This is a genomic window from Desulfobacterales bacterium (assembly GCA_028704555.1).
In the GTDB taxonomy this organism is placed as follows: Bacteria; Desulfobacterota; Desulfobacteria; order Desulfobacterales; family JAQWFD01; genus JAQWFD01.
On sequence record JAQWFD010000039.1, the window covers coordinates 24,354 to 38,339 of the forward strand.

6 protein-coding genes are annotated in these 13,986 nt (G+C 50.7%); 5 read left to right on the forward strand and 1 reads right to left on the reverse strand.

The genetic code is table 11. From position 1 onward, the window contains the following. Positions 1-70: 70 nt before the first annotated feature. Positions 71-340 (reverse strand): hypothetical protein, encoded by a 270-nt coding sequence (locus PHQ97_13110; protein ID MDD4393675.1) that lies wholly within the window; start codon positions 338-340, stop codon positions 71-73. 1,311 nt (positions 341-1,651) lie between these two features. Here PHQ97_13110 and PHQ97_13115 point away from each other — a divergent pair. The 5 genes from PHQ97_13115 to PHQ97_13135 are packed head-to-tail and all read left to right on the forward strand — an operon-like array spanning position 1,652 to position 13,781. Next, complete coding sequence (locus PHQ97_13115) at positions 1,652-5,089, forward strand: AAA domain-containing protein (protein MDD4393676.1); 3,438 nt, start codon at positions 1,652-1,654, stop codon at positions 5,087-5,089. Continuing rightward, a complete protein-coding gene (locus PHQ97_13120; GenBank protein MDD4393677.1) occupies positions 5,076-6,752 on the forward strand; it encodes a hypothetical protein in 1,677 nt (558 codons plus the stop codon). Before PHQ97_13115 ends, PHQ97_13120 begins: the two co-directional genes overlap by 14 nt. Beyond that, the gene (locus PHQ97_13125) at positions 6,752-9,301 is read left to right on the forward strand and encodes a hypothetical protein (GenBank protein ID MDD4393678.1); all 2,550 of its coding nucleotides are present in this window, start codon (positions 6,752-6,754) and stop codon (positions 9,299-9,301) included. The genes PHQ97_13120 and PHQ97_13125 overlap by 1 nt, the downstream gene beginning before the upstream one ends. 8 nt (positions 9,302-9,309) lie before the next feature. After that, positions 9,310-11,007, forward strand: coding sequence for a DUF2357 domain-containing protein (locus PHQ97_13130; protein MDD4393679.1), 1,698 nt, complete (start codon positions 9,310-9,312; stop codon positions 11,005-11,007). Continuing rightward, positions 11,004-13,781 carry a hypothetical protein gene (locus PHQ97_13135; protein MDD4393680.1) on the forward strand — a complete coding sequence of 926 codons (2,778 nt, stop codon included), beginning with the start codon at positions 11,004-11,006 and terminating at the stop codon, positions 13,779-13,781. The genes PHQ97_13130 and PHQ97_13135 overlap by 4 nt, the downstream gene beginning before the upstream one ends. The last annotated feature ends 205 nt before the right edge of the window (positions 13,782-13,986 follow it).

Consider the following 13,986-nt stretch of genomic DNA (forward strand, 5'->3'; position numbering starts at 1 on the left):
AAATGAGATTAACGATGCAACCACCAGATATAATATTTGTTGATAGCAACCTGAGGTGCTTTATTCTGATTTAACAGGCAGCCGCAGCAGAAAATGGCTGCAACTGAGAGCAGGTAAAAAATATGTTTGTTATTTTTCGCTTCCTTTGACGCCGGTAAGAACCCTGCGCCCTTTTTTCGGTCAGTCGGTATTTTTGTTTACTGCTGCGGGGTTTATCGGGAAGGGTCATCTCGATTACTCCCAGCGCAATCCCTGCTTGCTGGTAATATTCCCGAAAGTGTTTTTCATCTTTCAGTCCAAGTGCGGCCATTAAATCCTCACGAGACATTTTACCCTGCATGGTGCTAAGGGCTCACTCAAAAATAACTTCCCATTTTAAGCGCCGATGCATCCTGCCTGGCTGCGTTACGAAAGCTCGTAATATGCTTGATATTCCTGCACTTTCGTGCCTTGCCAGACAGGCGCCTCAACACTTAAAATTGGGGCTTGATCATAACTGCGGCCATATTTTGCTGTGCGTAGCCTCTGAGTCCCGCCCGTTACCGGCGTACGACATGGCGCGATCCGGGGAAAAGCTGTCGGGGCCATGAAGCGTTAAGAAGCGCAAACTGTTTGAGGCGTGCTGAGTTTTTGCGCTTTAGCTTCATGGGCCCGGCACCCCCCGGATCGAGTTGGAGAAGCCGGCAATGGGCGGGACAGACTCCGTGACATGGTGTCCGCAGTTATGATCAAGCCCTAAAATTGTGAACTTATTTCTGAGCGAGCCTTTAGCAATTTTTTGATTTAGGGGGTGACGCTCGGCACCTTTATCTTCGCTCCAAACTCAGGCACGCTGAGGATCATACGAAAAACGTCCCCTTTATTGGCGGAACCATTTGACGCAGCCTTACGGCAGACACTGAGGGGGACCTTGAGGCTCGTTCCTCTTTTAAATCATATCTATTTGAAAGGGGGGTTGTTACACTCGGCGGGAGGGAAAAGACTGGGGGGGAGGATTGCCTTGACATTGGTGCAGCCCGAGAGTAAAAATGAGTACTTGGATATCCGAGAGTAGGCATTTAACCTATATGAAAATGCGGATATATCGGCTACCGACTTAAGCCGGGATACCCTGTAGAATAAGGCTCTTCTGGAAGGCCTTGGTTCTGAGACTTACGTGCTGGAAAATTCTCATCAACCGGTTCAAAGCGTTTAAGTCGGTAGTCGATATATCAAGAACTACGCTTGATGGAAAAAATAAGCTTTACCTCTCAATTCCATTCGAATGTATTTTTTCGCACACTACAAAAGCGCCGGTGAATTTCGAAGTTGGGAACCAAAGGAATTTCTTCTATGTTACGGAAATTATATACAGATGATGAAATAACCCTTTGCACTTATATAGTTATGTATGGTCGTGATAGGTTTGATGAAACTCGAGTTTCTAAAAGGAAGACGTGCAAACTGGGTAATTGTTAAAAGTTCTAGTGCTTTGGATCAAAAAGAACTTTATAGCCTGTGCGAGAAACTATTCTGAAACATCGAGTGCTTGCAAGCGCTTGCACTGCGGACCTGAGGGGTGAGGTCCCGAAGTATTTATTTTCCTGAATTTTAGCTATATTGTTCTTGTCTATAAATAATTTAGATTAATTATTTACGGGAGGTTTAAGACTTGTCTTTTAAAAATAAGGATTTGGAAGCCGCTTTATATAGCGGGCATTCTATATTTTCTTGCCTCCAGATTCTTAGACGGTTTACCTCCTGTCCACAAAGCCAATACATAGATGTGCTTAAGGCCGTACGGTCCTCGATGAATAACGGTGATGTGACGTTTTCCTGGCGAGGTGTAGAGCGTCGTCGTAATGAATCGAAGTCACCCTCACCATCACACCCCTTTCGTGCATCGGACAGGCTCTCAAAGTTATTGTCGTCACAGACTTTGGCTTGGCTGGGCCTAAAAAAATCTGATAGCGACTCCCAAGAATTAATTCATAGCGTGCCGGACTGGGAAACCTTCCGAAAGTTTCTTCGCTATCTAATCGAATGCGTCCAGCATGAAGCTGGTGCAGTAGCGATCCAATATGATGAAAAAGAGGGAGATCAGTTCGTCTATCTTCCCAGGCATGGGGACTGGATGCCACGTTTCGGAAAGCCGTTCACCGGGTTTGTCCCGCCTCAGTCAAGGCACACTGGTTTTCTTAACCGCTTGGCGGCTATGGACCCCAGCACGCCCTTTGTGCTCGGCTATCCCGTAGAAATACTGGTGCTCCAGAAATCCCATGATGACATTCCTCCGAGCGCAATAGTACGGCCCGTATTTCAGTTCAAGTTGTCTTATGACGCACGCCGGAGATGCTTTTTCGCCATCGACCCCATACCCGAGGTCAACCTCTCCTGGCTCAACAATAGTCTGCGGAAAAAAGATCAGCAAAAAGCCTTTCTGACGAGCTGTGGGTTCATGGATGTCAATGCAGATGCAGAGAGCCTGTTGGGAGGTGTTTCTCAATCCCTACGGCATATGACCTCAACCCTCTCGGCCATGCTTTTTGATCAGATTCGCGAGCCGCTTATTTCACATTCCGTGTCAGGTGATTCTCTGCAGGGCATGAAAAGCGGGATATACAACCGCGCAGTGCTGATGCTCGGAAAGCACGGGCGATATGTCAAAACCCTGCTCTCGGAGCTTGCCCATATTGCTGAGAGGCCGGAGGAGGAATTAGAACGTACAGCTCTGGGTGCCTTATTCTTGAATAAGTGCAAACAGGACGATCCAGATCCTCGGCTTGACCACGCCTCAACCCTTATGGATATGTTGCCTTTGAATGCAGAACAGCGCCAGGCTGTGACATCCTTGCAGCAGGCGAATATTTCCGTTGTCACTGGGCCACCGGGTACCGGTAAAAGTCAGGTTGCGGCCGCCGCCATGGCGGGCATGCGCCTGCGTGGGAAAAGCGTGTTGTTCGCCAGTAAAAACCATAAGGCTGTTGATGCAGTCATGGGCCGCCTACAGGTGGAGGATGGCCGTCCTTATGTGATCCGTGCCAACTCCAAAGATGATCCCAATCTCAAAATTACGTTTCGGACCATGATTCGTTTGCTGCTGGAGGGCAGCCATAACCATCAAGCCGAACTGCAGTGCCATGCCCTTCTGGAGCAAGCGGACGGGCTGCTTCGACTCCGTGGAGAGCGGGCTTGCATCGCCCGGGAGATAGAGAATCTAAAAAACTGCATGAGCGAACATGAGGAGGTTGCGGCATTCCATTCCATGAACTTATCTGACGAGCTTTGCCGTGCGTTAGGTGAGCGGTACGCAAAGTACCCCAGTGGCTGGGTGGGTGAAGTAGAGAGGATTCTGGAAATCTTGCTAACCGGCTCCCGCGCGAAACGGATCGGCGCTCATGCGCGGCTGTTCCTGCTGCGGATGAAGAAAAGGCTAATGTGCAGACTAATGGGCATGCCCACATTGTCATGCGCTTCCCGGAATGGTGGCCTGACCGGCTTGGCGGACGATCTTGCAACTCTACGCCGTGCGGAGCTCTATGCCACAGCTCTGCAAGGAGCGCATGAAGTGGCGGACAAGCTTCGACCTCTTCCAGGTGTGGATGTCCTTTCCAGTGAGATTGCCGACCTATCCGAAAAGATTCAGGAGATCACTCAAAGAGCTCTTCCTTTGGATTTGGCCGCGCGTGGAACCGGCCTACCTTCGGGCGGAGAGCGTGAGCGCTTGGCGAACTTGCGCTCGGCTTTGGGTTCCTTGTCCTCCGGGATGATGGGCCGCAATGTAGAGCAGTCCATCTTAGATCAGGCGCAACGGGACATCGAATTACTGCTGTCCCACTTCCCATGCTGGGCTGTTACCAACCTGTCCGTAGGCTCTCGATTGCCCTTGGTTGCGGGCATGTTTGATTTGGCCATCTTGGACGAGGCTAGTCAGTGTGACATGGCTTCCGTTATCCCCGTCCTGTATCGAGCGCGCCGGGCAGGGGTCATCGGCGATCCCTTCCAGTTACGGCACATCGCACACATAGGTATGGGGCAGGATGCGTTGATCCGTCAACGGGTAGGTCTTTCCGAATACTCTCTAAGTCGATTCTCTTACGCGAACACCTCGCTGTATGATCTTTTCGTTGAAGCTAACGGCGTTGAACCTGTGTTTCTTAGTGAGACTTACCGCAGTCATGCGGATATAGCCGATTATTCCAATGAATTATTCTATGACAACAGGCTAAGGGTCGCGGTGGACCCCCTGCGTCTAAGTGTTCCAACGGGCATGCGGCCCGGTTTGCACTGGACCCCTGTGGTGGCCGAAATCCGCAGTGGTGGCCCCAGCGGGTGCCATTGCCCGGAGGAGTGTAATGTCGTGATACAGCAGATTGTCGTACTCCTGGAAAGCGGATTCCGAGGCAGCATCGGTGTGGTCACACCTTTTAGACAGCAAGCGAATCGCATCAACGATGCTCTGTATGAGCAGGGAATTTCCCAAGACACCATGCGGGAGACACGCCTGCATGTGGACACGTCCCACGGATTCCAAGGCGATGAACGGGATGTCATGTTTTTCAGCCTTTGTGCCGGACCCGACATGCCTAAGGGTTCCATCCATTTTTTAAAGGAACAGGGATACCTTTTCAATGTCGCGGTCAGCCGGGCCCGGGCTGTCCTGCATGTGGTAGGCAATCGAAGTTGGGCCTGCTCATGTGGCATCAAGCATATCGAGCGCCTCGCGGTGGAACGCACTCGTGGTGTTCCTAGAGAGGCTCAAGGGCCTTGGGCCCCCCACGATTCCCCCTGGGAGAAGGTTCTCTATAAAGCGTTGGTAGAGCGGGGTCTGGAGCCTGTGGTGCAGTACCCCATTGCCGGACGTCGGTTGGACCTCGCCCTATTGCGTACCGGAGACAGGCCGCTGAAGATTGATATTGAAGTGGACGGGGATCGGTATCACCGTAACCCGGACGGCTCCCGCAAGCAGGGGGATATCTGGCGTGACTACCAAATTAAAAGTTTGGGCTGGCGCGTGAAACGATTCTGGGTATACCAATTGAGGGAAAATCTTCACGAATGTGTAGATTCTATTTTTGAAATATGGAGAGATACCGATGATATTTCGTAAAAATGATCCGGGTACAACCCGGGTGAATGATCAGAGCAAGGGGTCGGGCAAGTTGCTCCACCAGGCTTTGTTTCCTCCCAACTGGCTTATGATCGTTGCCGTAGCAGTGACGATATTATTGAATTTGTTTTGTGGAATCAAGGTCATGAACCTGGAGTCTGAACGCAACCAGCTCCGGTTGGAAAAGGTCTTATTGGACGAACGGTCCAAAACCCTGGGGGCGGATATTGCTACACACACGAAGCTTCTCCATGAGCTCCCGGAATTGTCATCACGCCATATGGATCTGAGCACAAAGGTTGCGGGGTTGGAAGGAAAGCTCCGAGACCTTACCAACCGTGAGACCGTGTTGTTGCAGAATGTTTCTACTCTCCAGAGCGAACTTGAGGCGGCTGTTGAGGACCGAAGGCAAGCTGAGTCTGTCACCAAGGCAGCCAGGAAGGAGTCTGGACGGTTGCAATCCGAGATGTCCGGGCAGAAATCTGAGGAGTCGGCTCTGGGTCTCAAGGTCGCTAAACTTCGGCAGGATGCGGTCCGGCTGGAGTCCAAGGTGACGAGTCTCAAGAATCATGCGCAGTCACTGGACGCCGAGATTGACATCCTATTGAAGACCAAAGGGACGCGTCTTTCGGAGCTGGAAACGTTGGGTAAAGACAATAGCAGACTTGTGGAGCTCGCCTCGCATTTCAAAAACATTGCATCCGATATGGAGGAGTCCAGAAAAAAGGCCGAGGATGCGGCGGGCACCTTGGAGCGCACAGCCGACAAAGCCAGACAAACCGTGACTGACCTTGCGACCAACTCTCAAGATACCGGAAATACTATTAAAGAACTGAATACTTCCAACGAGAGTCTTGCTCGTTTGGTGGAAGAAATTCGTAAGGATCGGAGTGATACGAGCGCGGCTGTTGTTGATCTGGCTCAAGCGGGTTCCGAAGTTAAAACCCAAGTCCAGCGTCTGATCGCCCAGTTGGAAGGTCCCATAAAGTCCTTGAATAGCGGTACCACCGCGCTGGGCAGGAATGTTCAGGACCTTGATTCCAGAGTGAATGACATTTCAAGTTCCCAGAAAGAGTTGGCAAGCGCTACTAAACGGTTCGATACTCTTGGCAATCAGATAGAATTGTTGAAGGCGCGGCTGACGACAGAAGCCCGAGGCCTTGAAAATCAGGTCGGGCAGTTGGGACAGGCTGTTGCAGATATTGGTGCGGACGCCAAGACCCTTCAGGAAAATAGCCGCAAGCTCGAAACAGGTCATCAGAGGATCGCTAAGGCCGTAACCTCCCTGGATATTCAGGTACGGGCAGCAGAAGAGGCCTTGAAGGAGTTTACGGCGCTTATGGCTCGCCTCTCGCTGAATGTTTCGGGGGCTGAGGGAACAGGGCAGGGATTGGAAAACGCAGTTGCGGACCTCAAAGCAACCCTGACCGAGGCAGCGCGTACCTTGGAAGATGTACGCAAACTGCGTGATGAAGCATCCTCAGCCCTCCTTTCCAATGGTGATAAGCTGAAAAGCATGCTGGAAAATATGGTTCGCGATGCCGAAGCACTACAAACGGAAGTTCGTGCCCAACTTGAAGTTGTTCGTAAAAAGCTGAATCAGCCACAAGCTCCTACCGCTGACATCGGTAGTGCATCCAGAAAACAGAAGGAGAAATTATAATGGATATTGCCATCCCACTTATTCCTACATCCATATGGCTTCTTGCATCATCAATTACAGCGTTCATTCTGTTGACCGTTCTTTTCCTGTACTTGTTCAACAGTCGAAGAATTGCCGTTATTACAGATTTGGAAGGGAATGTGGCTGATCTCATTGCTAAAGAAAAACTTTTAAAAGCGGATATTGATGCGCTTCATTCTCATATTCTGGGCCAGAAGGAAGAATTGCTCCGTGTTGATGGTGAAAGGTCAAAACAGGAAACCCTGCGCCTTGAACTGGATGAACTGACCCGGAAAGGGCAGTCTATGGATAGCCAGAATCAGGCGCTTCGTGATGAGGTGGGGCAACTGGAATTGGAAAAGCAGCAACATGCGGAGAAGATTCACCAGATTAACGAAGAAATGCAGGCTGTCACACATCAGAGGGATGCTGCAGCAGAAGAATTCAAAACGTTACAGGAAGAAATCGCTAAGAGCAGACAGGAAAGCGGCCAAGAGTTTTTGCGGATAGAAGAAGAACACCAGAAAGCCGTGGAGAAGCGCATACAGTCTCTTGATGAAAAAATGAGGGAAAAAAAGGAAGCCGCGATTACTTTGATGCAAGAGTACAGGATGTCGAAGGAACGTCTTGAGGAGACCGAGTGCCGGCAGCAGGATCTGCGCGAGAAAATTGCCGATGTTGAGGCTCGTCTTCAGAGTCTCGGAGCCGAGTGTGTGAACAAAGAGTCCCGGTTGTCTGAGTTGGATCCAGAAATTGAGGCGATGCAACGCCGGAAGATTGAGCTTGGACAAGAAATCGAAACCCTGAATGCTGGTCGCGAGGCTCTGTGCGAAGCTCGGGATCAGCTATCTGAAATAGTGGATAAGGTCACTTGTTTGGAAGAGAAGGAGCAGAATCTTAGGACAGAAATTTCGAACAAGGAATATAGGCTATCTGAGTTGTATACAGATATTGGGGCCATGCAAAGCCAAAAACATGACCTTGGCCAAGAAGTTGAAAAACTAAATCTTGGTCGTGAAGAGCTTAGGCGCGTTCGGGATCAGCTATCCGAAAAAACGAACAAGGTCGCTTCTTTAGAAAAGAAGGAACAGAACCTTCAGGATGCTTGCGTTTGGCAAGAAGGGCTGCGGGATAAACTTTCCGAATCAGTGAAAAAGAAGAAGACCGAGTTGGGTGAGGTGGAACAGCAGTTACGTGACTTCGCTCCGAAATATGTTAAATTGGTCCAGATTGAGGAAAGGCAGGCAGAACTCGAACGAGCTGTGAGCCGTTTGGAAATTGAAGAGGATCGTTTGCAGGTTCGCGTCAATGAACTTCGTAAGGAATTGGATCAGGAGGCTGGCGGGAACAAGGAAAACCCCGTTATATCCTTCAGCGATCTATTGGTAGAACCAGCCTGTCTCAATCCTAAGGAATTCCCGACAAAGCGTCTGCAGATGAATGAGAGCCAGATCCTGCAGGAATTCAAAGACCAGCTTGCTAAAGAAGGGCTGACCTTCCCCGATCGTGTAGTCAACGCCTTTCATACCTCGCTCAAGTGTGCAGATATCAATCCTCTGACCGTGTTGTCGGGTGTGTCCGGTACTGGCAAAACCCTGCTGCCCATAAAATATTCACGATTTATGGGCATGCATTCGCTGGTCATGGCTGTACAGCCACGCTGGGATTCCCCCCAGGATATGTTTGGGTTCTACAATTATCTGGAAAAACGATACAAGCCTACGGAACTGGCACAGGCTTTGGTTCGAATGGATGAACACCATTCTTTTATGGGGCTCGGGAAGACCAGCAAAGACAGAATGCTTTTGGTTTTAATGGATGAGATGAACCTAGCGCGTACAGAATACTATTTCAGTGAATTCTTGTCCAAGCTGGAGCTTCGGCGGGATGTAAAAAATCCGTTGGACACATCCGACCGTGAGCGAGCTGAAATTGTTTTGGACCTTGGGCCGGGCGGTGCCGCGGCTTCGCGCTTGTGGGTCGGCGGCAATGTACTCTTTGTTGGTACGATGAACGAAGATGAGACCACCCAGAGCCTTTCGGACAAGGTCCTCGACCGTTCCAACGTGCTGCGCTTCGGCAAACCCGCGAAACGACTGACGGACAATCCTGAGCCCCTGGGGGCAGAAAAGGCTGAAAGGTTCTTGTCGCATGAACTTTGGACAAGTTGGATTCACCCTTACAATGAACAGTCGTCGTGGAACCAAACGGTGGCCAACTGGACGGAGGAGATCAACACTGCCCTTCAAAAAGTAGGCAGGCCGTTTGGGTATCGCGTGGAAAAGGCCATTCGCGCCTATGTGTCCAACTATCCCGGAGTCGGAACGAGAGAAGTCTACAAGCTGGCTTTTGCGGATCAGATCGAACAGAAGATCCTGCCTAAACTCCGCGGCCTGGATGTATTGGATCCGCATGCGGCAGATTGTTTGAAGCAAATACAAGATATTGTCGTGGACTTGGGGGACAACGAACTCACCAATGCATTCGATGAGGCAAAAACAAAGAGCAATACCAATCTGTTTTACTGGCAAGGTGTGTCGAGGAGTTAGGTGAGTCTATGATGCCAGCGCCTATTGCTGTCAGTTTTCATCACTGGCCATGGTCCGTGGATGTCGAGGAAGAATCCGTTCCTGCCACGAGCGCGGAGGTGGTGTTGCCATTTCGTGGGTCCCCGGTGCTTTCCGTGATGCCCGGTACTCAGGTGGTGCTTGCCGCGCGGTACGAGAAATTTGTTTCTCTTGGACCGGTATCATCGAACGGAATTGCAGTGTATGAGGCTCCGCACGGCATAATTTCACAAACTGGTCGGGGCCGTGGAGATGTGATGGTAACCTCTGGCCGTAAGCGTTGGGAACTATCCATCGAAGCTCTGGGGGCAAAGCGACGAACTTTGGAGGACGGCAAGACAGAAAGCCCTTTAGCGCGAATGGTTCTGGGCTGGTCCCAGTTCTATGATGATTTGCTGGATGAGAAGGTTAACGGGCAGTCGCGAACTGGTATAATTCCTTGGAGTATTGTTCTGAAATTTCTTAAAGAACAAAGGAATGAATTACAACAACCGCGTCTTTCCCTGATCGTACGTATCGCCGAGGAGCTGCAGACCAGTCTTTCCAGAACGGTCTCGGGAATGCGCCGAATTCTTTTGCGTGAACGCAACATGCAGCGAATTGATCGTATCGGTGAGGCCGATGTACAGTGTCTGCAGTGGTATGTGCGTCAGTCCGGGGCCAATATGGCTGAAAAAGGCGGGCGTAGACAGGAACTTTTGGCAGTGGTACGTCGAGAGTCCTTTGACGTGTTGGAAAACCGTGTACTCAAAGACTTCATGCACCGTTGCAATGTCGAATCCCTCCGCTATATCAGCAGCGAGGTGGACATTAATTCGGAGTTCGTGAAATCCAAAAGGGCGCAGGACGTGCGGCGTTTTAGAAAGATATGTTTGGATGGATTCAACCATCCGGATTTCAAGGGCGTTCTCAGGGCCGGGGTTGGGGTGCGGCCTAATTATGTGCTACAAAATGATCTGCGTTACCGTAAGGTTTGGGCTTGGTACTGCCGCCTGTTGCGCCGGGAAGAGGAAGAGGACCGTTTTTGGGACTGGCAGGCCCGTACTTGGGCTGATATCGTTCGGTTGCTCGTAAATCTTGCTATCGTCTATATCGAAAGCGAGGAACCGCCAAACAACGGCATCTGTATACGAAAGGTGTTACGATCGTCTTTGCACGTTACTCGCGAACAGATGCTAGGAAGCCGTACGTGTGGCGGGTCCGAACCAGGTCCGTTTGTCATCGATCGGATCGTTAACGGTAAAGCCCGACCTGTTGCCATCCTCGAGGTGGTGCATCCGGACGAAGCCCATGAACATATCCTGTCGCAAAATTTGGGCCGGACCGGAGGACATCTTTACCTTGTTATCCGCCCCTTGGGCGAATTCTCCAGCAAAAGCAATGTGCTCATTGTGTGGGCTGTGAACTCCGCTGGGGCAGACCTTGAAATCCCCTGGGAGGATATTTCCAGGTCTGCAACAAGTGCGTTGGGGTTTCATAGAAATATTCTGGCCGGGTGGCGAATTCCGAATTTGCCCATGTTGCAAGGATTGGTGGTTACCAGCTCTATAGAGGCAGAGGGTGCTGATTTAGTACGAGAGTCATCGGACTCGCCCGTGTTGGTTTTGCCTGCTGATCCCCGGCAGTGGTATGGGGTCATGGAATCTATTGCATGTCATTTATACGACAGGTTTGACAGGTTGGTATGAACAATAAAGAAATATTCGGCTGTGCCGCATTCGGTTTGGCTGATCGAGTGTTCCAGGTAGAGGGCGAAACGAGTGCCGGGTCATTCTATCTTGCGGACGCGGTGCTTCCCGTCCGCCCTTCCGGGATAATCTGTACTGGCGATACGGCAGAACAGGAGCGCATTCACTCGGGACTGTATTGGCCCCCCGAAGCTCGGATTCGGCAGGGCACCTTTCTTCGGCGTGCGCCTATTCCATGTGTCTGGCGTGCGCTGGTGGAGGCAGGGGACCGTTCGGCCTGTTGGCAGGTGGGCGGAGGCGTCAGTTTCACTCTGAGTCGTATTATTTCTGCGCACGTGGTGGATCTGCTCACAAAGTCGGGATGCAGGCCACAGGATACGGCTGTGCTCGCTATACCGGATGCTCTGGACGAGTTTGGGCAGGAGGCGTTGCTTCGGGATTTGAAAATTTGTGGATTCGAGAATGTTCAGCTGTTGTGGCGGCCCGTGGCCGCAGCAATTTCCTGGTTGTCCGAATTGGATCAAAATAACGCCTTTGATGTGGACACGGACGCGAAGGAGCACATCATCGTGGTATACCTTGGGCCAGACGGTGTGGAGATGACCACATTTCAGTTGCATCGAGAAAAATACGACAATACCATATTCGTTATCCCCGTTCGCGAACGGCCGCGGCATGTCTCTTCTCTTACAGGCTTTGATTGGGCCGCCAACGCACTTGACGCCGCCTATCCAGAAATGGATGATGGCGCGTTCTGGCAAGCGTTTACGAATTTCCCCCATGTATGGGAGGCTATGTCCGATCGACCGTTTTCTTCGGATAGGGATGTATGGAGCCTTAAAGATCATTGGATTTTCTGGAGCCCCAACGAAACACTTAACAAGTGTGCGCGGAAAGCTTCAGCAGTGCCGAATACCCGCCTACGTTCGCTTTTGGGAAACTCATGCCGGCTTTTTACGGTTGCTTCCGGAGAAGAGGAGAGGGACGCAGGGGGGCACTTCGCGAAGCTTTTTACAAACGTTCTGGATTCCCAGCCTCAAAGCCGCTTGCGCGGAGTCATTGTTGCCGGGCCACTTTGCCCACTCCAGCTGCCGCAATGGATACTGTCGGCATCCGATAAGCTCCGATCCCGAGGCATTAAAGTCGCTTCAGCATCTCCGCAACTTGATACTATCTGGTTGGCCCACGGAGAAAATGCGCTGGTGGACGGTTGCGCAGAGTATGGGCGGCGTCTCGATATGGGACTGCCCACCTATCTTGATACGCTTCCGAAGCTGTCCGTGCTTGTTGAGCAGCGGGGGGATCATGTCTGGGTGGAGTTGCTTAACGCCGAGACATGCGAAGGTGGCAAACCGTTCAAACCTGCTCCCATTCAGAGCAAATTTGCGATTCAGCCCGGGGCGCAGCAGCTTCAAGTATTTTTAAAAAAAGGGGGCATGCTGGTCCGGAGCGTTCTGCACACACCGGAAGAGCTTGCGGAACAGGGAGCCGCATTGTCGACAACCAAGCGTGCCGAAATTGACGCCAAAGTTCTACAGACTGGTTCTTACGAGAAAGTGCTCAATGCTTTTGCGAATAGCGAGAACGCCGAGGGTAGATACGCCAAGAGGCTGGCCATCGAAATGTTCGGCAATCCGTTTCGACGAGCGGAGTTTGCATTTCCTTCCGTTCCGGAACAGCATATACCTGTGGATGTTTCTGTGGAGATTCGGCCAGCCAGCGGTTTGGCGCAAATCACCTTGGTCCCAAGCGATTCCGAAGACTCGGCATTTCTGAGGGGTCGTCAAATATTTCTGGATTATTCGACAATGGAGGAAGCCGATCCGCCACCACCCCCCACCCGGGGCTGGCCGGATGTTGTTAAACTTGAGATCGATCCCAATGCGTCATTTTTGGAGACTAACAGTTGGGTAATTAAGAAATACTTGCACGCAAAGCCAGACGAAATTCGATTCATAGATACGGTAGAAGATATCAAAAAGGCCTTAACATGGGTTACTAACAATTTTTCAGACAAGGGCTTTGAGTGTCTGAGACCCATTGATCAGGATGGAATAGCAGGGACAAAAGAAGCCTCTCGAATGATTACTGCGATAGCGAACAAGGCTGCAAGCGATTTTCCACGCGTTCGACAGGATTATAGAAGGAAATTTGTTACAAGGGTGAGCTGGCTTTTTGCAAAGACTCCCGAAAACGTTAAAAAGGAAATTCGAAAATATATTTCGCAACGGCACTATGACAATAAGTGGACCTACGGCGTTGAGGCCGCAGGAAGGATTTTTACGGCGAAAGAAGATTTTCAACTTTTGTATACACAGATTTTTCGAAGACTAAAAAGTACTCACGCGATCCCATTCCCAATACATTCTTATAAAGCCCTTTGGCGGTTATTGAGCCTAAGAGAATACAGCCCGATGGCTATGACGCCCCGGCAGGCTAAAACTTTTACGGAAGAAACCGTAAAAATGATGGCGCGGGAAGCTTGTGATGGTAATTATAAACAGAGATTTTTTCAAGCTGCACGCCTTTTTCTCTTCCTGTTGCGGTTCCGCGTTGTAGTCCAAGGGTTCCTTGATCCAGACAAATATTCAGATAGTGATTTGTTCGAGCGGGCGATAGAATGTCTTCGAAAGGCAGAAAATCATTTCTCCCGTAGCCACGAATCTGGTGCAGACAGGGCGAGAGAACTCGTGATTGGCATAGAAAAATTCATGTATTACGAGGGTAGCAACGACATCCTCACAGCGTTGGATAGCTTGGCTGGGGGCGATTGACGTCGGGTTTAATTTGCGGGACAGCTGTGGGTTTTAACCTATCTGTTGGGAAGGGATTGCCTCACAATTCATCCTCCGGGGGGGCAAACAGATGCAAACTCCGCTTTTCCCACGTGGAACAAGGAAAAAAAACACTCGGACCAGACCCGGACCTACAACAAAAAAAGGCCTACAACAAAAAATGCTGTAGACCCTTGATTTTCAT

Bases quoted from the DNA above. Each gene is read 5' to 3' on its own strand.
- PHQ97_13110 (MDD4393675.1), bottom strand. From the start codon at position 340: ATGCAGGGTAAAATGTCTCGTGAGGATTTAATGGCCGCACTTGGACTG.
- PHQ97_13120 (MDD4393677.1), top strand. From the start codon at position 5,076: ATGATATTTCGTAAAAATGATCCGGGTACAACCCGGGTGAATGATCAG.
- PHQ97_13125 (MDD4393678.1), top strand. From the start codon at position 6,752: ATGGATATTGCCATCCCACTTATTCCTACATCCATATGGCTTCTTGCA.
- PHQ97_13130 (MDD4393679.1), top strand. From the start codon at position 9,310: ATGATGCCAGCGCCTATTGCTGTCAGTTTTCATCACTGGCCATGGTCC.
- PHQ97_13135 (MDD4393680.1), top strand. From the start codon at position 11,004: ATGAACAATAAAGAAATATTCGGCTGTGCCGCATTCGGTTTGGCTGAT.